Annotated in this window: 13 protein-coding genes and 1 other RNA gene; 4 read left to right on the top strand and 10 right to left on the bottom strand. The window is 70.3% G+C overall.

Annotation, left to right across the window (positions count from 1 at the left end; translation table 11 throughout):
• Window position 1 precedes the first annotated feature (1 nt).
• The 3 genes from HNR23_RS01180 (at window position 2) to HNR23_RS01170 (ending at window position 4,382) form a co-directional block, all read left to right on the top strand.
• On the top strand, window positions 2–2,842 hold the full coding sequence (locus HNR23_RS01180; protein WP_184072639.1) for a stealth conserved region 3 domain-containing protein: 2,841 nt from the start codon (window positions 2–4) through the stop codon (window positions 2,840–2,842).
• A gap of 22 nt (window positions 2,843–2,864) precedes the next feature.
• A complete protein-coding gene (locus tag HNR23_RS01175; RefSeq protein ID WP_184072637.1) occupies window positions 2,865–3,899 on the top strand; it encodes an aminotransferase class V-fold PLP-dependent enzyme in 1,035 nt (344 codons plus the stop codon).
• A gap of 168 nt (window positions 3,900–4,067) precedes the next feature.
• Window positions 4,068–4,382 carry a hypothetical protein gene (locus HNR23_RS01170; RefSeq protein WP_184072635.1) on the top strand — a complete coding sequence of 105 codons (315 nt, stop codon included), beginning with the start codon at window positions 4,068–4,070 and terminating at the stop codon, window positions 4,380–4,382.
• A gap of 10 nt (window positions 4,383–4,392) precedes the next feature.
• Here HNR23_RS01170 and HNR23_RS01165 read toward each other — a convergent pair whose 3' ends face one another.
• From HNR23_RS01165 to HNR23_RS01125, 9 genes are all read right to left on the bottom strand, one after another.
• Window positions 4,393–4,581 carry a hypothetical protein gene (locus HNR23_RS01165; protein ID WP_184072633.1) on the bottom strand — a complete coding sequence of 63 codons (189 nt, stop codon included), beginning with the start codon at window positions 4,579–4,581 and terminating at the stop codon, window positions 4,393–4,395.
• Between the two features lie 290 nt (window positions 4,582–4,871).
• Window positions 4,872–5,244: a transfer-messenger RNA gene (ssrA, locus tag HNR23_RS01160) on the bottom strand.
• Window positions 5,245–5,701: 457 nt separating this feature from the next.
• Window positions 5,702–7,675 (bottom strand): penicillin-binding transpeptidase domain-containing protein, encoded by a 1,974-nt coding sequence (locus HNR23_RS01155; RefSeq protein WP_184072631.1) that lies wholly within the window; start codon window positions 7,673–7,675, stop codon window positions 5,702–5,704.
• Between the two features lie 22 nt (window positions 7,676–7,697).
• Window positions 7,698–8,162, bottom strand: coding sequence for an SsrA-binding protein SmpB (gene smpB / locus HNR23_RS01150; RefSeq protein WP_184072629.1), 465 nt, complete (start codon window positions 8,160–8,162; stop codon window positions 7,698–7,700).
• Window positions 8,163–8,177: 15 nt separating this feature from the next.
• Complete coding sequence (ftsX, locus tag HNR23_RS01145; protein ID WP_184072627.1) at window positions 8,178–9,086, bottom strand: permease-like cell division protein FtsX; 909 nt, start codon at window positions 9,084–9,086, stop codon at window positions 8,178–8,180.
• Between the two features lie 86 nt (window positions 9,087–9,172).
• Complete coding sequence (ftsE, locus tag HNR23_RS01140; protein WP_184072625.1) at window positions 9,173–9,862, bottom strand: cell division ATP-binding protein FtsE; 690 nt, start codon at window positions 9,860–9,862, stop codon at window positions 9,173–9,175.
• Window positions 9,863–10,266: 404 nt separating this feature from the next.
• Window positions 10,267–11,379 carry a peptide chain release factor 2 gene (prfB, locus tag HNR23_RS01135; protein ID WP_184072623.1) on the bottom strand — a complete coding sequence of 371 codons (1,113 nt, stop codon included), beginning with the start codon at window positions 11,377–11,379 and terminating at the stop codon, window positions 10,267–10,269.
• Window positions 11,380–11,478: 99 nt separating this feature from the next.
• A complete protein-coding gene (locus HNR23_RS01130) occupies window positions 11,479–16,353 on the bottom strand; it encodes an NAD-glutamate dehydrogenase (RefSeq protein ID WP_184072621.1) in 4,875 nt (1,624 codons plus the stop codon).
• 440 nt (window positions 16,354–16,793) lie between these two features.
• Window positions 16,794–17,555: an HAD family hydrolase gene (locus HNR23_RS01125; protein WP_184072619.1), complete on the bottom strand. Its 762-nt coding sequence runs from the start codon at window positions 17,553–17,555 to the stop codon at window positions 16,794–16,796.
• A gap of 57 nt (window positions 17,556–17,612) precedes the next feature.
• Between HNR23_RS01125 and HNR23_RS01120 the strand changes: the two genes are divergently transcribed.
• A complete protein-coding gene (locus HNR23_RS01120; protein ID WP_184072616.1) occupies window positions 17,613–19,229 on the top strand; it encodes a hypothetical protein in 1,617 nt (538 codons plus the stop codon).
• Between the two features lie 57 nt (window positions 19,230–19,286).
• Here the strand turns inward: HNR23_RS01120 and pruA are convergent, their stop codons facing one another.
• The gene (pruA, locus tag HNR23_RS01115) at window positions 19,287–20,915 is read right to left on the bottom strand and encodes an L-glutamate gamma-semialdehyde dehydrogenase (RefSeq protein WP_184072614.1); all 1,629 of its coding nucleotides are present in this window, start codon (window positions 20,913–20,915) and stop codon (window positions 19,287–19,289) included.
• Window positions 20,916–20,958: the final 43 nt, after the last annotated feature.

Here is a 20,958-nt window from a genome sequence, read left to right as displayed (position 1 = left end):
CATGAAGATCACCTACCTGCTCACCTGGGGCGACGCCATGGGCGGCACCGAAGCCGCCGCGTTCTCCCAGGCCGCCGCCCTGGCCGACCGCCACGAGGTGGAGATCCTCAGCGTCTTGCGCACCGAGGACACCCCGTTCTTCGCGCTGGACCCGCGCGTGCCCATGCGCTACCTCATCGACGCGCGCCGCCCCGTCCAGCAGCCGGTGCGCACCGCCGGGCTGGAGCCGGAGGTGTGCGAGGCGCTGAGCCGAGCGCCCAGCGAACTCGTCCCGGCGGGTTGGGAGAGCGCGTTCAACCAGCTCTCCGACATCGAGCTGCGCTACGCCCTGCCCCGGCTGCGGACCGACGTCCTGGTCAGCACCACGCCCGCGCTGATGTCGCTGATCACCCGGCTCGCCCCGCCCGACGCCGTCACCGTCGGCCAGGAGCACCGCATCTCCGAGCTGCGGGGGCCGAGCGCCGGTCCGCTGCTGTCGTGCGCGCCCCAGCTGGACGCGCTCATCGTGCCGACCGAGCCGACCCGCTCCTGGTTCGCCGAATCCCTAGGTGATGCGGCGCCGCACCTGGAGGCCATTCCCAACGCCGTGCCCGCCGGGTTCCAACCCCGTTCCTCGCTGGACGGCCGCACCATCCTGGTGGCCTGCCGCCTCGTCCCGGAGAAGCAGGTGGACCACGCCATCGTGGCGTTCTCCCGGCTCTCCGCGGTCCACCCCGGCTGGACGCTGCGCATCTGCGGCGACGGACCCGACATGACCAGGCTGCGGGCCCTTGCCGACGCACAGGAGCTGCACAACCGCGTGGAGTTCCTGGGCACCGTCCCCACCATGTCGGAGGAGTGGGCCAAGGCGAGCGTCTGCCTGCTGCCCTCCCACACCGAGGCGTTCGGGCGGGTCCTCACCGAGGCCTTCGCCGCCGGGGTGCCGGCCGTCTCCTACGACTGCCCGACCGGCCCGGCCGAGGTCATCCGGCACGGCGTCGACGGCCTGCTCGCGCCCGCCGACGACGTGGACGGGCTGGCCGTGGCCCTGGACAAGCTCATGGGCGACGACGAGCTGCGCCACGAGATGGGGCAGGCCGCGCTGCAGGGGCTGACCCGGTTCTCCGTGGAGGACATCACCGCCCGCTGGGAGGGGCTCTACACCGACCTCGTGGAGTACCCGCCCGCCGACCGCGCCCGTTCCCGTGCCGAGCGCGCCGCCCGGCACGCCGCCGCGACCGCGCGGCGGGGCATGGTCTTCCGCTCGCTGCCGTGGGAGCAGACCAGGTCGCAGGTGCCCAACATGAGCTCCGAGGAGGCGAGGCTGCTCCGCCTCCATCCCGACCTCGTACGGTCGGGCGGGCGGCTCGCCGGGGTCCGCGACGATCTGATGCCCGTCGACGCGCTGCGCGCCAACCTCGACCTCATCGTCGACGCGCTCGACGCGGCCGGTGTCCCCTACGCGCTGCTGCGCGACGAAGGACCGCGGCACCGCGTCATGGTCACCGCGGACGTGCGCGAGGCCGCCCTGGCCGCACTGGCCGAGGCCCACGCCGACGCGCCGGTCTACGTCCACCCGCTCAAGCCCCGCGGCGGACTGCCGCAGTCGGTGCTGGCGAGCATGGCCGCCGGGTTGGCCGACATCAGCGGGGTGCGGGTCCACCGGCCCTGGATCACGCCCGGCCGTACCCTGCGCTACGGCGCCGACTACGCCGCCGACCTGGAGTTCTGGACCTGGGATGAGGATCTGACCGGGTACGTGGGGCCGCAGCAGACCGATATCGGCGACCGGATCCCGCTGGAGGCGATGCGTCCGGGCGTGTTGTGCGTCCGGAACCGGGAGTACGCCACCTACGAGCCGTTCACCCGGCACCTGGTGCACGACGTGCAGTTCCCCATCGACGCCGTGTTCACCTGGGTGGACGGGGGCGACCCGAAGTGGCGCAAGCGGCTGGAATCGGCGTTGGAGGAGTCCGGCCGGAGCGCGTCGGAGTCCGTGGACGCAGCCGAGGAGTACCGGTTCACCAACTCCGACGAACTGCGCTACGCCCTGCGCTCGATCGCCATGTTCGCGCCGTGGATCCGGCGCATCCACCTGGTCACCGACGACCAGGTGCCCGCATGGCTCAACACCGCGCACCCGAGGATCGTCGTCGTCTCGCACCGGCAGCTGTTCGGCGGCCGCGGCGCGCTACCGACGTTCAACTCCCACGCCATCGAGACGCAGCTGCACCACATCGAGGGGCTGAGCGAGCAGTTCCTCTACTTCAACGACGACTTCTTCCTCGGCCGACCGCTGCGTCCGGGGAAGTTCTTCCATCCGGACGGGACGGCGATGTTCTTCCCGTCGCCCACGACCATCCCGTTCGGCGCGCCCAGTCCGGACGAGCCCGCCTACCTGGCCGCCGCCAAGCGCAACCGGGCGCTGCTCGAACGGACCTTCGACCGCTCGCTCACCCACGGCTTCCGGCACGCGCCCTATGCTCTGCGGCGGTCGGTGCTCGCCGAGATCGACGAGCGGTTCCCGGACGAGGTCGCCGCGACCGCCGCCAGCCGGCTGCGTGCCCACACCGACATCGCGATCCCGTCGTCGCTGCACCACCACTACGCCTACCTGACCGGGCGTGCGGTGCCGGGCACGCTCTCCTACGCCCACGTCGACGTCGGCGACCGCGAGCAGCACCTGTTGCTCACCCAGCTGCTCACGGCGCGCTCCCACGACGCGTTCTGCGTCACCGACTCCGCGCCGCACACGGTGCCGCGCCCCGAGCAGACCCGGATGATCCGCGCCTTCCTGCGCGGGTACTTCCCGCTCGCCGCCCCTTGGGAGCGGCCCGACACCCCCGACGCGGACGCGCGATGACCGCTCTGGCAGGCTCAGGCGCATGGATCTGCTCACCGCGCGACAGCTGTGGACGCTCGACTCCGTGTGGCTCAACACCGCCCAGTACGGCATCCCACCGCGATGCGCCCACCAGGTGCTCGGCCGGGCCATGGAGGCGTGGCGGACCGGTACCGGCGACCCGGCCGACTGGGGCGCGGCGGCCGCGGAGGCGCGGCGGCGGTTCGCCGCGCTGGTCGGCTCGACCCCGGCGGACGTGGCCCAGGGAACGACGACGTCGCAGCTGGTCGGGATGGTCGCAGGATCGCTCCCCGACGGCGCGCGGGTGGTGGTGCCCGAGGGAGACTACACCTCGGCCGTGTTCCCGTGGATGGCCCAGGCCGACCGCGGGGTGCGGGTGCGGGTGGTTCCGCTCGCCGGGCTCGCCGACGCGGTCGACGACGGCACCGATGTGGTCGCGTTCAGCCTGGTGCAGTCGGCCACCGGGGAGGTCTCGCCGGTGAAGGACGTCCTGAGCGCGGCGGCGCGGCACGGCGCGCTGACGGTCACCGACGCCACCCAGGCCGCCGGGTGGCTGCCGATGGACGCCACCCGTTTCGACGCGGTGGTCTGCTCCGCCTACAAGTGGCTGATGGCGCCGCGCGGACTGGCCTACGCCCACCTGTCGCCCCGGCTGCGGTCGCGGCTGCGGCCGATCTCCGCCGGGCCCGCAGCGGCGGTGGACCCGATGGGGTCCTTCTACACCTCGCGGATGGAGCTGGCCGACGACGCCCGCCGGTTCGACGTCGCGCCGAACTGGTTCGCGGCGGTGGCCGCGGCCGAGTCGATGCGGGTGCTCCAGGAAGTGGGGCCGGAGGCGGTCCGCACGCACAACGTGGCGCTGGCCGACCGCTTCCTGGATCGGCTGGGCCTGCCGCCGGCCGGCTCGCCCATCGTGACCGTGGCGGTCCCCGGCGCCGGGGAGCGGCTGCGCGCGGCGGGGGTCCGGGCGGCGGAACGCGACGGGCGGACCCGGCTCGCGTTCCACCTGTACTCGACGGAGGACCACGCGGACCTGGCGGCCAAGGCACTGAGCTGACGAAAGGAGGATCGATCGGGTCGAAACACCCTGGCGTGGCGGATCGCCGTGGTGGCAGCGGTTGTGGGAGGCGACCGGCGTGTCGCGGTCGCATTGCGGATTCACAACAATACTTAGAGTGACAATGACTGTCAGTGCACGTCATCCGCCGACCGGAAGGACGCCGTCATGGGCACGTCGAAACACAGCCGACCCTGCCCCGCGCCTACCGCGGTACCCCGCTCCACCGAGCGGATCCATCTGACCCGACTGGCCGCCGAACTCACGGGCTACGGCGTGTGGGCCCGGATCATCGAGGACACCACGCCCTACCTGCGGGTGAGTCACCCGGACTCCGCCCGCGCCATCGAGGACGTCGCCTGCGAGCGCCGTCGACACGACCACGCGTTCATCGCCTCGTGCGGGATCTACCTGGGCACGAGCGACAGCATCAAGCTCACCGCCAAGAAGGTGGCCTGGCTGGTCGGGACGATCGACCGCTGAGCCGACCGCACTACCGGGAGGTGCGCAGCGCCCGCCCGGCCAACGTCACCACCAGGCCGAGGACGGCGAGACCCAGGTACGCGACCGGTGGCAGGTCGAACCAGAGATGGAGCAGCCCCATGTCCTGGCCGAAGAACATCGGGCCGGCGATCCCCAGGACGCCCTGGATCAGGACGACGATACCGATCACTTCGAGCATGGTCGCTCCCTCGTGAGTCACACAGGCCGCCGACGGCGGCCCGATCCGATTCCCGGCGCCCGCGCCGGAGGTCCCATGATCGCCCGGCGCTACGCCCGGTTTCGTCCTCCGAGCGGCTGATTTCCCAGGTCCGACCAAGGAAGTACGCGCACGCGGCGTGGACGCCCCGGCCCGGCGTGGGGACGAATCACGACCGAGGGGCGAGATGAGGCGAGAACAGGATCAGGGGGTGCCAACAGGAAAAAGCCCCTGGCCTTCCACGTCTCCGTGGGCCAGAGGCTTTCGTCCTTTGGTGGAGGTGGCGGGAATCGAACCCGCGTCCTTCAGCACCGCAACAGGGCTTCTCCGGGTGCAGTTCGTGCTGCCGTTCTACTCGGCTCCAGCGCTCTCACGAACAAGTCGCTGACGAGCCCAGCCACGAAGGTGTCCCGCTCGGGCCCCGTGGCCTGATCCGAGCGGTGAGTCCTCTGAACGATGCCGGACACTGGGCCGAGGACGGGCTCAGGCCGACAGAGACGCTATCGCTTAGGCAGCGAGAGCGAACTCAGTGCGCTTGGAATTGGCACTTGATATTTAACGCGATGCAGGATTAACGAGGTCACAAACGCAACCCTCGACCCGCTTCCCCTGGTACGACTACCGAAGTCGAAACCGATCACCCCCTGTGCAGTTGTCAACAGGCCCGTAGGGCCCGCGGACGGGCGCCACCGTGGTGGTCCCTGTACTCCAACGCTACAGGTAGAACGCTCCGAAGGCCAAGCCGATTCCCGGCCGGAGAATCCGTTATGTCGCCGATACCCCGGCCGCCGCGGCCACGCTGCGTGGCCCGCACGCCCCGGCACCGTCGCGGCGGGCTCGGCGAAGGCCCCCGGACATGAGAAACCCCCGCGGGTGCGGACGGGATCCATCGACGCTACCCGCGAGGGCGGCCGGCAGGGTCGGGCCGGCCTCTCATCCAGCAGGACCTCCCCCGAGACGAGGTCCCGCCTTCCAGGACTGGTGTCCGCAACCCCCTTTACGGCCTCCCAGTCATTAGGGAAGACGCCGATTTGACCCGTGGGGGTTGCCTCTGAGCTGCGATGACTTGCGGCGATTGGCGATCGGCGCCCCGCTCGGGCGATCAGCCGGCCGGAACGCCCGCTGCGCCGCCGCCCGCCGCACCCGCTGCACCGCCGTCCTGCCCCGGCCTCGCACCCGGGTCCTCCACGTAGCCGAAGGGCAGGTTCTGCAGGAAGTTGCTGCCGGCGCTGATCGCGTACTGGTCCCACTCCATGGCGGGGTCCACCTCGGCCGCGACGGCGAACGCCACGTGGCCCTGGTACCCCACGAACCACTGCACGGCCCTCTCCTCGCCCTTGACCTCCTGCTTGACGGAGGCCGCCTGGCCGTGCACCGGCACCGGGCCGAGGTTGGCCCGGGACGCGCCGCCTTCCACGACCGCGGCGCGCATCATCTCGCGCAGCGGCACGACCGTCTGCTCGGGCAGGTCGTGCGCACTGCCCGGCTCGGTGTCGGCTGCATCCCGCACCAGCCGGGGGGCGTGCCACGCGCCGTCGGCGACCGCGCCGGCCACGAGCGCCATCGCCAGCGGGCTCGCCTTGACGTGGTCCCGGCCGACCATGGCGGCCGCGGTGTCGCCTTCGCCGCCGAGGGCGCTGAACTCTCCGCTGGAGGAGGGCACCGAGAGCCGCCAGCCACCGCCGATGCCGAAGTCCTCGGCCGCCGACCGCAGCGCCGATTCGCCGACGCCCTCGCCCAGCCCGGCGAAGGCCGTGGTGCAGGCGTAAGCGAAGTCCTGGGTGAGGCTCGGCTCCCACAGCCCGGTGTTGTTCGGCGTGGCGAACGTCCGGCCGTCGATCTCGGCCTCCGGGTCGCACGGCACCTTGGTGTCCGGCTTGGCGGCCCCGGACTGCAGCGCCGCGGCCGCGGAGACGATCGTGAACGCCTCGCCGGGCTCGTACTCCTCGGTGAACGCGCCGTCGTTGTCCAGGTCGTCCGGACGCCCCGCCGCGGCCAGGATCTCGCCGGTGCGCGCGTCGAGCGCGACCAGGTAGCCGGTGCCGGGCAGAAGCGTCAGCGCGTTCTCGGCGGTCTTCTGCGCCGCGGTGTCGAGGGTGGTGGCCAGTGACCCGCTCTGCGCGCCCGGCCACGACTCCAGCACCCCGGTCTGCTCGCCGTCCTCGTCGAGGGTGACGACCTCGGTGGTCGCCGTTCCGGCCAGGCGCTGCTGGAAGGCGTTCTGCAGGCCGCTGAGGCCCACGGTGTCGCCGGCCTGGTAGGTGCTGACGACGCGGGAGGAGACGTTGTGCTCCACGGTCCCGGCCACTTCGCCGACGACCCCGGCGGCCGTGGTCGGCGTCAGCGGCATGGTGAAGTCGGTGGTCTCGACGCCGGAGATCTTCTTGGCCTTCTTCAGGACCGAGCTCTTGACGTCCTTCTTGCGCAGCAGGACCAGCGGCTGGAACTCCTCCGGCGGGGCCGACCGCACGCGGGCCAGCATCGGGTCGGGGTCCTCACCGAGCAGGTCGGCGAGGGCGACCACGCCGTCCCGCATCCCGTCCAGCTCGGCCGGGACCACACCGAAGGCGGTCAGCTCGTCCTCGCCGACCAGCGGTTCGTCGTTGCGGTCCAGGACCTCGCCGCGGTCGGGCACGTCGTAGCTGACGGCCAGCCGCTCCCCCTCGCTCAGCTCGGGGTGGATCACACTCGGCGACCAGGCGATCCTCCACCCGTCCGCGCCGCGCCCGAGCGACATCTCCCCGGTGTACTTCCACACCGGGTCGCCGATGCCGAGGTCGGCCTGGACGTCGAACTCGGCCGTCGCCCCCTTGCCGTTCTGCCGGATCCGGCCGAGCCCGAAGCGCAGTGCCGCGAGGTCGAGCTGGCGGTGCGCCCGCTCCAGAGCGTCGGCGACCTCCTCCACGTCCCCGGTGGTCTGCCTGGCGGCGGACTCGTACTCACCCGCCTGCCAGTCGAGGAGGAACGCACGTACGGTGACCTCCGGACTGGGCTGGGTGGCGCAGGCGGTGAGCACGGCCGCCATGGCGACACCGGTACCCGCGGCAAGGAACCGGTGGAGGGGACGGGGAGACACCCTGGATCCTTTCGTTCACGACTCAGCGCCGTCGGCGCAGCGCACGCTCCATGTCGCGCTTGGCCTCGCGTTCGGCGATGTCGTGGCGTTTGTCATAGGCACGCTTACCGCGCGCGAGTGCCAGCTCGACCTTGGCGTTGCCGTCGCTGAAATAGAGGGACAGCGGGACGAGGGTGCGCCCGGCCTCCTGGGTCTTGGCGATCAGCTTGGCGATCTCTTCGCGGTGCAGCAGCAGCTTACGCGGCCTGCGTGCGGCGTGGTTGGTCCACGTTCCGTGCGCGTACTCCGGAATGTGGACGTTCTCCAGCCACACCTCTCCGTTCTTGATGTGCGCGAACCCGTCCGTAAGGGACGCGCGGCCGGCACGCAGCGACTTCACCTCGGTGCCGGTGAGCACGAGGCCCGCCTCGTAGGTGTCGTCGATGTGGTAGTCGTGCCGGGCGCGCCGGTTCTGCGCGATGACCTTGCGCCCTCTCTCCCGTGGCACCGCAGTTCTCCTTAGTTACACCCTGAGGTAGCGCCGGAGCGTCAGGAACGACGCGACGGTGCACAGCAGCACGCCGAGGATCACCGAGACCCCGATGACGTACATCAGCGAACCGGTCGACAGCGCGACAGGGAACGCGAACCAGGCCTCGATCTTGTCCAGCAGGAAGAACCGGGCCGCGGTGATGAAGCCGGAGGCGATGACGCCGCCGATCAGGCCCGCGATGGCACCTTCCAGCAGGAACGGAAGCTGGATGTAGAAGTTCGACGCGCCGACCAGCCGCATGATTCCCGTCTCGCGGCGGCGGCTGTAGGCCGACAGCCGGATCGTGTTGCCGATGAGCAGCGCCGCGGCTCCGAGCTGGATGAACGCCACGGTCAGCGCGCCGACCTTCAGGCCGTCGAGCAGCCCGAAGAATTTCTCCAGCACCTTCTGGTCGTCGGAGACCGACTCGACGCCGGGTGCGCCCCTGACCGCCTCGGCGACCTTGTCGTACTGGTCCGGGTCCTTCAGCTGCACGCGGAAGTTGTCCGGGATGTCACCCTCGCGGATGGCATCGGCCATGGCCTCCTGGTTGGAGAAACGCTCCTGGAAGTCCTTGAACGCCTCGGCCTGCGTCACGTACTTGACGCTTTCGACCTCCGGCAGCGCGTTGAGCGTCGCCTCGACCTCGTCGCGCTGCTCGTTGGTGGCCTCGCCGCTCTCCTCACACGCCGCGGACGGCGCGGCCTTCGTGCACATGAAGACCGTGAGCGAGACACGGGAGTCCCAGTACCCGCGCATCTGCGAGACCTGCTGCATGATCAGCAGACCGCCACCGAACAGCGAGAGCGAGATGGCCACGGTGATGATCACCGCGATGGTCATCGTCAGGTTGCGGCGCAGGCCGATCCAGATCTCGGAAAGTACGAATTGTGCTCGCATGATGTGTTAAGGGTCCATCCTTAGGGGCTTCGCCGCGCTGCTACGGCCAGCAGAGGACGCGTGGCCGACCCGGCTGGTCTGTAGGCTCAGTAGGCCTGGCCGTAGATGCCGCGCGTCTGGTCCCGGACGACGACACCCTCTTCGAGCTCGATGACGCGCTTGCGCATCGAGTCGACGATCGCGGCATCGTGGGTCGCCATGACGACCGTCGTTCCGGTGCGGTTGATTCGGTCGAGCACCTTCATGATGCCGATCGACGTGGCGGGGTCGATGTTGCCGGTGGGCTCGTCGGCCAGCAGGATCTGCGGCCGGTTGACGAACGCACGGGCGATGGCGACCCGCTGCTGCTCACCACCCGACAGTTCGTCGGGCATACGGGTGGCCTTGCCCTCCAGGCCGACGAGCTCGACGACCTCCGGCACCACCTTGCGGATGAACCGCCGGGGCTTGCCGATGACCTCCAGCGCGAACGCGACGTTCTCGAAGACGTTCTTGTTCGGCAGCAGTCGGAAGTCCTGGAAGACGCAGCCGATGCGGCGCCGCAGGTGCGGGACCTTCCAGTTGGACAGGCGCGCGAGGTCCTTGCCCGCGACGTGCACCCTGCCCTGGGAGGGCTTCTCCTCCTTGAGGACCAGCCTGAGGAACGTTGATTTACCCGAACCCGACGGTCCGACCAGGAAGACGAACTCTCCCTTGTCCACGTCGATGGAAACGCCGTCGAGAGCGGGGCGCTTCTGGGTCGGGTAGACCTTGGTGACGTTTTCGAAGTGGATCACAGGTGCATCACAAGGTTCTCGGAGGTAGGGGAGCCCAGGCGGACGGGTTCCTCCGCGCAGGGCAGTACCGGCCACAGGGCCAATCGACAGTGTAGAGGCGATGGCAACCCGGAATGTCCAGATCGACGTGCGCCGTCGTGCCTCCACCCCATGTCACCGAAGGACTGGGCGGGCATATCAGGCGCCGCGTTTCCCCCACACGGCCCGTCGGCCCCGGCTGCCCCTGATGGGCAGCACGTCCGAGCATATCGGAAGCGTCAACCACCCATAACATTCATATATACCCGATTTGTGGCGATCCTGACCCTGCTGCCCGAGCCTCCGCCCCGAAGAGCCGCGGCGCGCCCGCGGCCCTGTCGCAGCAGCCACACGCGCACCACCGCGGTGCTGCCTCGGGTATCCCGCTAGCCCTCGTTCTCCTGGCTGCGCATCCACCGGATCTCGGCGTCGATGAACTCGTCGATCTGCCCGTCCAGCACGGCCGTCGGGTTACCCGACTCCACGTTCGTGCGCGCGTCCTTCACACTCTGGTAGGGGTGCAGCACGTAGTTGCGCATCTGCGTCCCCCAGCTGCTGACGCTGTCGCCGCGCAGCTCGTCGATGGTGGACTGCTCCTCGCGGCGCTTGCGCTCCAGCAGCTTGGCCTGGAGCATCGACATCGCGGTGGCCCGGTTCTGCAGCTGGGAGCGCTCGTTCTGGCACGAGGTGACGATGCCCGTGGGCAGGTGGGTGATGCGCACCGCGGAGTCGGTGGTGTTGACGCCCTGGCCGCCGGGGCCGCTGGACCGGTAGACGTCGATCCGCAGCTCGCTCTCGTCGATCTCGATGTGGTCGCTCTGCTCGATGACCGGAACGACGTCCACACCGGCGAACGACGTCTGCCGGCGGCTCTGGTTGTCGAACGGGGAGATCCGGACCAGGCGGTGCGTGCCGTGCTCACCGCGCAGCGTGCCGTAGGCGAACGGCGCCTTCACCGCGAACGTGGTCGACTTGATCCCCGCCTCCTCGGCATACGAGGTGTCGTAGACGTCGGTGGGGTAGCCGTGCCGCTCGGCCCAGCGCAGGTACATGCGCTGCAGCATCTGCGCCCAGTCGGCGGCGTCCACCCCCCCGGCCTGCGCGTTGATGGTGACCAGCGCCTCACGCTCGTCGTAGGGGCCGTTGAGGAGCGTGCGCACCTCCAGCTCGCCGACCTCTTTGCGCAGCGCCTCAAGCTCGCCGTCGGCCTCGGCCAGCGTGTCGGCGTCGTCCTCGGCCGCGGCCAGTTCGTAGAGCACACCGAGGTCGTCGAGACGGCGGCGGATGTTGCCGACCTTCGTGACCACGGACTCCAGGTTGGCGAGTCGGCGGGTCACCTTCTGCGCGTTGTCCGCGTCGTTCCAGAGCTCGGGGTCGGCAGACTGCTCACGCAGCTGTTCGATCTCCGTGTTCTTGGCGTCGAGGTCCAGCACGGATTCCACGCTCGCCAGGGTCGACGAGAGTTCCTTGATCTTTTCTGCGGGGTCTAGGTCTGCCACGTGCCCAAGTCTAGGGCGTCGCGAACGCCGACCTTCACATGGCCGAAAGGGCCGCGCCCCGTTGCGGGGCGCGGCCCAGGTGAACCGGGTCGGCTGCGGTCAGGAACCGACCAGCGAGCGGATCGAGCGCAGCGCCACCGAAAGGGTGGCCAGGTCGAAGCGTTCGGTCTCCCAGATCTCCGAGAGGGTCTGCCCGGCGCGCTCCAGGGTGGCCCTGTTCTGCTCCGTCCACTGCCTCCGCATGGCGTCGACCGGCTCGCCCTCGCCGCAGGACAGCAGCACCCGGCCGGTGAGGTCGGCGTGCGTGGCGTACAGGTCGTCGCGAACGGCCGAGCGCGCCATCGTGTTCCAGCGGTCGTCGCGCGGCAGCGCGATGATCCGCTCCCGCAGCCGCGCGATCTGCAGCCGTTCGGCCAGGTCGAAGTAGACCTCGGCGACCTCCCGCAGCGGGCGGCCGGTGCGGTGGCCGACCTCCACCAGGTCGAAGGTGGAGTAGGCCGGGACCATGGCGGCGACCTGCTCGGCCAGCTCCACCGGGACACCGCGCGCCGTGAACCGGTCGCGGCGGTCGATGAACCCGGCCAGGTCGCGGCCCTTGAGCAGTTCGGAGAGCTGCGGCACGATCGCGGCCACACCCTCGGCGAAGAACGCGATCTCCTCGCCCAGGTCGAACAGGGACGTGCGGTTCTGCAGCAGCCAGCGCGCGGAGCGCTCGGCCAGCTTGCGGGCCTCCAGCAGCATGTCCAGCTGGGTGGCGACCTCGACCTTGTGGTCGAGGTCCTCCACGGACCGCCAGAAGTCGCGGAGCCCGAACACCTCCTGCACCACCAGGAACGCCCGCGCGATGTCGTCGGCGGACGCGCCCAGCTCCTCGTTGAGCCGGAACGCGAACGTCGAGCCGGAGCGGTTCACCATGTCGTTCACCACCTGGTTGGTGATGATCTCCCGGGCCAGCGGGTGGTCCGGCATGGCGTCGGCGAACCGCTCGCGCAGCGCCGTGGGGAAGTACTCGGTGAGCGTGTCCCGCAGGTAGGGGTCGGACGGCAGGTCGGAGTCGGCGATCCGGTCCTTGAGGGTGATCTTGGTGTAGGCGATCAGCGTGCCGAACTCCGGCCCGGTCAGGCCCTGGCCGCTGGACCGGCGCAAGGCGATGGCCTTGTCGTCGGGCAGGTTCTCCAGCTTCCGCTTGAGCTGCCCGGTCCGCTCCAGCTGGCGCATGTAGCGCTGGTGGACGTGGAGCATGCCCTCGGACTGCTTGCGCGCCGCGGCCAGCACGACGTTCTGCGCGTAGTTGTTGGCCAGCACGAGGTCGGCCACCTCGTCGGTCATGCCGAGGAACAGCCGGTCGCGCTCGTCCTTGTCCAGCCGGCCGGCCCGCACCTCCCGGTCCAGCATGATCTTGATGTTGACCTCGTGGTCGGAGGTGTCCACACCGGCGGAGTTGTCCACGAAGTCGGAGTTGACCCGGCCTCCGGCCAGCGCGAACTCGATCCGCGCCGCCTGGGTGAGGCCGAGGTTGCCGCCCTCGCCGACGACCTTGCAGCGCAGCTCCGAGGCGTCGACGCGCACCTGGTCGTTGGCCTTGTCGCCGACCGAGGCGTGCGTCTCGCCGGTGGCCTTGACGTAGGTGCCGATGCCGCCGTTCCACAGCAGGTCCACCGGGGCCTTGAGGATGTGCTTGATCAGCTCGAAGGGCGTGAGTGAGGTGACGTCGGCGTCGATCCCCAGGGCCTCGCGGACCTGCGGGGTGATGTGGATCGACTTGGCGGTGCGCGGGTGCACCCCGCCGCCCTCGGAGATCACCGACGTGTCATAGTCGGCCCAGGAACTGCGCGGCAGCTCGAACATCCGGCTCCGCTCGGCGTGGCTGCGCGCGGCGTCGGGGTTCGGGTCGAGGAAGACGTGCCGGTGGTCGAACGCGGCGACCAGGCGGGTGTGCTCCGACAGGAGCATGCCGTTGCCGAAGACGTCGCCGGACATGTCGCCGACGCCGACGGCGGTGAAGTCCTCGTTCTGGACGTCGACGCCCATCTCGCGGAAGTGGTACTTGACCGATTCCCAGGCACCGCGGGCGGTGATGCCCATGGCCTTGTGGTCGTAGCCGACCGACCCGCCGGACGCGAACGCGTCGCCCAGCCAGAAGCCGCGCTCCAGGGAGATGCCGTTGGCGATGTCGGAGAACGTCGCGGTGCCCTTGTCCGCGGCCACGACCAGGTAGGAGTCGTCGCCGTCGTAGCGGACGACGTCGCTCGGGTGCTCCACGGCGCCCTCGACGAGGTTGTCGGTGACGTCGAGCAGGCCGCCGATGAACTGCTTGTAGCAGGCCACGACCTCGTTCATGACGGCGTCGCGGTCGCCCCCGACGGGCAGCCGCTTGCACACGAAGCCGCCCTTGGCGCCGTTGGGGACGATGACCGAGTTCTTCACCATCTGCGCCTTGACCAGGCCCAGGATCTCGGTACGGAAGTCCTCGAAGCGGTCCGACCAGCGCAGTCCGCCGCGGGCGACCGAGCCGAAGCGCAGGTGCACGCCCTCCATGCGCGGGGAGTAGACGTACATCTCGAACCGGGGCCGGGGCGCGGGCAGGTCCGGGATGGCCTGCGGGTCGAGCTTGTAGACCAGGTAGGGCTTGTCGCCGTCGCCCTGGAAGTAGTTGGTGCGCAGCGTGGCCTGGATCATCGCCAGGAAGGACCGCAGGATGCGGTCCTGGTCGAGGCTGGCGACCAGGTCGAGCTCGCCGTTGATCTCCTCGGTGATGGCCTCGGAGCGCTCCGAGCGCCCTGCGTCGTGGCGCGGGTCGAAGCGCGACTCGAAGAGCCGGACCAGCAGGTTGGCGATGTGCACGTTGGCGACGAGCACGTCGGCGATGTAGGCGGGACTGAACGTGCTCCCCGCCTGCCGCAGATACTTGGCGTAGGCGCGCAGGATGGTGAGCTGGCGCCAGGTCAGCCCGGCGCGCAGCACCAGCGCGTTGAACCCGTCGGACTCGCCGCGGCCCTCCCACAGGGCGCTGAAGGCCTCTTCGAAGAGGAACTTGAGCTGGTTCTCCGGGAGCTGCACGGCGCCCTGGATCGGGGCCAGGCCGAAGTCGTAGATCCACGCCCGGCCGGTGCCGCCGCGGTCGGCGCCCGGGGCGGTGATGCCGTAGGGGCGCTCGTCCTCCACCTCGACGCCCATGTGCTCCAGCAGCGGCAGCACCTTGGACAGGGAGATCGGGTCGCCCTTGCGGTACACCTTGAACCGCCACTCGGCGGAGTCCTCGGAGTCCGACCGGTAGAGGTTGACGGCGAGTTCGCCCTCGCCCAGTGCGTCGATCCGGGCGATGTCGTCGACGGCCGTGGCGGCGGAGGTGTCGACCTTGTAGCCCTCGCTCAGGGCATCGCGGTAGCGACCGGCGATCGCGGTGGCGCGGTCGGTTCCGTAGCGCTGGGTGAGCTCGACGAGGAGGTCGTCGTCCCAGGAGCGGGTGGCCTTGACGACCTCGGCCTCCAGCGCGGCGTGGTCGACGTCGGCCAGCATGCGGCCGCGCTCGGCGCGCACCACGATGTAGAGGCGGGCGAAGGGCGCGGAGCCGACCATGACGCTGTGCTCCATGGTGGCACCGTGGAACGCGCTGGCCAGCGCGTGCTGGATGTCGAGGCGGACCTGCGTGGTGTAGCGGTCGCGCGGCATGTACACCAGGCACGACGTGTAGCGGCCGTAGGGGTCGCGGCGCAGGAACAGCTTGGTTCCGCGGCGCTCGCGCAGCCGCAGCACACCCAGCACGATGTTGTAGAGCTCGGGGACGGGGGTCTGCAGCAGCTCCTCGCGCGGAAAGCCCTCCAGGATCTCCACCAGGTCCTTGCCGTCGTAGCTGTCGGCGTCGAACCCGGCGAGGTCGAGGACCTCGGCCTGCTTGCGCTTGAGGATCGGGATGCGGCTGATGCTCGTGGTGGTGGCCTGGTGGGTGAACAGGCCGAGGAAGCGGTACTCGCCGATGATCCCGCCGTCGGCGTCGAACTTCTTGACGCCGATGTAGTCGAGGTACTTGGGGCGGTGCACGGTGGCCCGGGAGTTGGCCTTGGTGAGCACCAGCACGTGCGGTTCGCGCGCCTTGGCGCGGACCTCGGCGGGCAGCGCGGCGAAGCTCCCCGACACGGGGGTGTCCATGCGCATCACGCCCAGGCCGGTGCCGGCCTGCGGGCTCAGCGCGTCGCGGCCTTCATCGTCGCCGACCAGCGCGTACTCGCGGTACCCGATGAAGGTGAAGTTGCGGTCGGCCACCCAGCGCAGGAACTCGACGCTCTCGGCGATCTCCTGCTCGCTGACGCCGCCGGCGGCGATCGCGGCGGTGTTGGCGCTGATCTCGTCGGCGAGCGCCAGCGCACGGCAGCTCATCTTGGCACCGTCCTCGTCGACGTGCCGGACGTCGCCGATGACGCGCTCCAGGTCCGCCTCCAGCTGCTTGAGGACGGTGGCGTCGGTCTGCCGGTCGATCTCGACGTGGATCCAGGACTCGGCGATGGGGAGCAGGTCGGCCCCGGTGTCCTCCGGCTCGATCTCGCGCAGCTCGCCGGTGAGATCGCGGGAGACCTTCAGCTGGGGGTGGACGATCCGCTGCACGCCCATGCCGCGGCGGGCGAGCTCCATGGCGACGGAGTTGACCAGGAAGGGGGCGTCGTCGGTGACGATCTCGACGACGGTCTGGCCGCGCTCCCAGCCCTCGCGGTCCTCCGCGGGGGTGTGGACACGCACCTTCGCGCGTCCCTGGAGCCGGTGCTCGGCGAGCCTCAGGTGCGACATGGCCGCGCCGCAGATCTCCGCGGGGCTGCGCTCCTTGAGCTCCTCGGGGTCGACGTGCCGGTAGTAGAGGTGCAGGAACCGCTCGATCCGCTGGGGGTCGTCCGTTTCGGACGGGCCGCCGGGGGCCGCGGTCCACTGCGTGGCCGCATCACGAAGCAACTGGTCCTGAACGGTGTCAGGCTGCCCGGACATGGTGCGATCTCACTCCTTTGTGAGCGTCGGGGGTGACGACCGGAATCCGACCTGGGGACCGGCCCCGGAACATCGGGTGATGTGACTTGTGATGTTGTGTGTCGGTGGATCACCGTCCTCGGCGACCCGCATTCCGGTGGAGGAACCTGTGCGCACAGGTCGTGGCGCGTGGGGCTCGGACACCGTTGTCCGGCCGCCGCCACGGCCTAGGCTACTGCGTTTCACACGGTAGAACAGTGATCAACACCGTTAACTGTACGTTTCGGCAGGTATGCAGTGCATTGCGGGACGGGACATCCCCTCCCAGGACAGTATGCGCGGGAGATACGTCACATTCACGCCTCGGGCCGCTTCCGGACACCTGGGAACCGCCCGGGAATACCGGCGGCGGGCCGCGATGCCCCCGGCATCGCACGATTCAGGCGAGGCGATCCCCCAGGTCAGCGTGCCTGCGGCAGGGCCGTGGCGCTGCGGATCATGGCCAGCAGGGCCTGCTGGTCGGTGAGGTCCTCCAGCACGTGCTGCGCCCCGGCCGCCCGCAGCTGCGACTCGGTGGTCGACCCGCTGGCGACCCCGATGGGGGTGGCGTGCCCGATCAGGGCCGCCTCGACGTCGCGCGCGGAGTCGGTGACATAGACCGTGGCGGATTCCGGGAACGCCGAACCGTGCGCCTCGGCCGCACGCATCCGGGTGAACTGGATCAGGCTGGCCTTGGGGTAGTGCTCCGACCCGAACCCGCCGATGCTCAGGTCCAGGTAGCCGTCGAGGCCGAACGCCGCGAGCTTGGCCATCGCGTTGGCCATGATCGTCCCGGTGACGACCGTCTGCACCGTGTGCTCGTCGCGCATGCTCGCGACGGCGGCCAGCGCCGCCTGCGCGCCGGGCATCGCCCGGCCCCGCGCCGGGAGCTGGTCGCGGCGCCGGGCGAACGCCTCACCCAGGGCCGTCAGGAACTCGGCGGTCTGCGCGCCGTCGGAGTCGATCTCGATGTCGTTGCGGGCCAGGAACTCGTAGAAGACCTCGGAGTCGGTGCGGCCCGCGGTCGACGCCAGGTACACCAGGGGCTCCCCGGTGACACGCTGGAACGCCTCGGCGTAGGCGGCCCGCGTCACCTGGGCGACGTCGACGAGGGTGAGATCGATGTTCCACAACACCAGCCGGCTGATGGCAGACTCCTCGCGGGACAAGGGGGCGGGCAACATCCGCCCCCATTATCCCGGTCCGGCGGAAGGACGCCATCGCCAGGGGAACAGGGGCACATGAGCACCGGCAGATACAGGGACTCGGACGGCGTCGTCGATTTCTTCTTCGGCGACTGGAACATCACCGACCAGCGGCAGAACCGGCAGATCCGGGACCTGGAGGAAAACCTCTACCGGGCACGGCAGGCGGCGTCCCGCGACCGGCACCGGCTCCACTCGGAGCTGAGCCAGGTGCGCGGCTCACTGGAGAAGCGGCTGGACGCGATCTCCGCCTCCTTCGACGCCTTCGTCGAACTCAGCGACATCCGCGCCGAGTTGGCCCTCTTCGGGGACACGGCGCTGACGCGCCACCGCACCCGTCAGATGCTCGACGGTGAGCGCCCCGACGAGCTGCGGCTCGACGACCCCTCCGGATACTGGCTGGTCCCGGCCGCCCATGGGCTGCACGCGCTGACCGGCGGCGATGTGGGAACGGCACAGGCCCGTTTCGCCGATGCCGCCCAACGCAATGCGGTCCGGGGCCGTGTGTTCGCGATCCTGGCGACAGCGGTGACCGCGCCGCAGCATCTACCCGAAGTGGGCGCGCCCCTGTGTGCCCATCTGCTGCCCGAGCTGCCGCACGGGGTGACTCGCTGGCAGCGGGCGCTGTGGCTGCTGACCGCCGACGGCCTGCTGGGCACCGACGCCCGCGACGAGCTGCGCTTTCGGACCCAGGCGGCGCTTCGCGAGAACGGGCTGCCGACGGGCGGCGACATGTGGCGGATCGACGTCCCCCGTTCCAGGACGGAGCAGTCACCTGTCGTCCTCACCGGAACGGAAGGGATCCACGAACGGATACACGCGGCCGCGCGACTGACGGCCCTGCGAGAGCGGCTGGAGCGGGCTCTCGGAGATCCGACTCCGGCCGGCCCCGCAGGCACGGGCACGCCGGCTGCGGCGCCCGCGCCGTCGGTGGCGGAAACCCTGCGGCTGCTGATCGACGAGGGCAGCCCGGGGGAGGCGCCGCTGCTGGAGCGCGCCGTCCACCTGCGCGCGATCATCGAGAACAGCGGCAGCGCCCCGGCCACACCCCAGCGCCCCCGGTGGGAGGCCGAGGTCGGCCGTCTGGACGGCCTCCTCCTGACCGACTCCACCGACCCGAGCGCCCCGTTCGCCCGGCGCGAGTTCGCCTTCTCGTTCGGGGGCACCCAGGCGGTGGCCATGGCCGAATCTCTCGCCGAGCAGGCGCAGGAGCCGTGGACCGGCCCGGCCATGCTCACCGAACAGGGCGAACGCCTCGGGATCACGCGCCAGGGACCCGACCGCCAAGCGCTACGCGATGTGGAGGCGAGGATCATGCGACGCTACAGCGGCGGCGGATCCGAGCGGCGAAACACCACGCTCTTCTCCGCGGCCGTCGGCGTCTTCCTGGTCGCTCTGGCCCTGGTCTTCGGTTCGGTACTCGCCTGGATCGGCGGGATCGCCGCGTTCGGCTTCGCCGGGTGGGCCCTTTTCCAGGACGGCACCGACCGGGACCGTACCCAGGAGTACGCCGACCACCAGTGCGAACGGATGCGCGAGGCGGCCGAGAGCGGCACCCGGCACCTGATCGGCCTCCTGCACAAGGCCGACGCGGCCGCCTCCGGTGCCTCCCAGGATCTGGAGGCGATCCGCCGCCTGATCCCACAGGGCTGACGGAGCGCCGCCCGCCGACCCGCGCGACCTGCCGGTGCCGACGGCATGCGGCACCCGCTACCCCATGTGCGGGTAGCGCCAGTCCGTCGGTGGGACGAAGGCCTCCTTGATCACCCGGGCGCTGGCCCAACGGGCCAGGTTGAGTACGGAGCCGGCCTTGTCGTTGGTCCCGCTGGCGCGTGCCCCGCCGAACGGCTGCTGGCCCACGATGGAGCCGGTGGGCTTGTCGTTGATGTAGAAGTTCCCCGCGGAGAACCGCAGCGCGGCGTCGGCGGCGGCGATGGCGTCGCGGTCGCGGGCGACGACCGCCCCCGTCAGGGCGTAGGGCGCGACGTCGGCCATCTGTGCCAGGACCCGCCCGTAGTCGCCGTCGTCGTAGACGTGCACGGCCAGGATCGGACCGAAGTACTCGGTGCGGAACACCTCGTCCTCGGGGTCGTCGCACTCCAGCACGGTGGGCTGGACGAAGTAGCCGACCGAGTCGTCGGCGGTGCCGCCGGCGAGGACGGTGATCGAGTCGGTCGCCCGGGCTCGCTCAAGCGCGGCGGCGTTCTTGGCGAACGCCCGCTCGTCGATGACCGCGCCCATGAACGTCGACAGGTCACCGGTCACATCGCCCATGGTCAGCGACTTGACGTCGGTGAGCAGGCCGTCGCGCATGACCGACCACACGCTGCGCGGCACATAGGCGCGCGACGCCGCCGAGCACTTCTGCCCCTGGTACTCGAACGCACCGCGGACCAAGGCGGTGCGCAGCACGTCGGGGTCGGCGGAGGAGTGTGCGACGACGAAGTCCTTGCCGCCGGTCTCACCGACGATGCGCGGGTAGCCCCGGTAGGTGGAGATGTTCTCGCCCACCGTCCGCCACAGATGCCGGAAGGTTCCGGTGGAGCCGGTGAAGTGGATTCCTGCGAGGTCGGGCTGGGTCAGCGCGACCCGCGACACCGCGGCGCCGTCGCCGGTGACCATGTTGATCACGCCCGGCGGCAGCCCCGCCTCCTCCAGCAGGCGCATCACGTACCAGGCGGAGAAGGTCTGGGTGGGCGAGGGCTTCCACACCACCACGTTGCCCATGAGGGCGGGGGCCGTGGGGAGGTTGCCCGCGATCGCGGTGAAGTTGAACGGGGTGATGGCCAGCACGAAGCCTTCGAGCGGGCGCATCTCCTGGCGGTTCCACACACCGCGTGTGGACAGCGGCTGCTCCTCGTAAAGGCGGCGGGCGAAGGCCACGTTGAAGCGCCAGAAGTCGATCAGTTCGCAGGCGGCGTCGATCTCGGCCTGCTGGACCGACTTGGACTGGCCGAGCATCGTGGCGGCGTTGACCCGGGCACGCCACGGCCCGGCCAGGAGGTCGGCGGCGCGCAGCAGGATCGCGGCGCGGTCGTCGGGGGACATCGCACGCCAGGCGGGGGCGGCGGCACGGGCGGCGTCGATCGCCTCCCGGACGTCGCCGTCGGTCGCATCGGCCATCCGGCCCAGGACGTGGGCGTGCTTGTGCGGCTGGACGGCGGGAACGAGTTCCCCCAGGCCGAGCCGGGTCACCCCGCCGATGGTCTGGCCGAGTTCATACTCGCCGCCGGTCTGGCGGTCGATCTCCGCCGTCAGCTCCGCGCGCTCCGGGGTCCCCGGCGCGTAGCTCAGGTTGGGTTCGTTGACGGGAACGGGCACCCGTGTCACGGCATCCATGAACGCCTCCCGAATGGGTCTGCGTCTGCTGGCATACCCGGAT

The organism is Nocardiopsis mwathae (assembly GCF_014201195.1).
GTDB lineage: Bacteria > Actinomycetota > Actinomycetes > Streptosporangiales > Streptosporangiaceae > Nocardiopsis_C > Nocardiopsis_C mwathae.
This window is presented reverse-complemented; position numbering and strand designations above follow the sequence as displayed.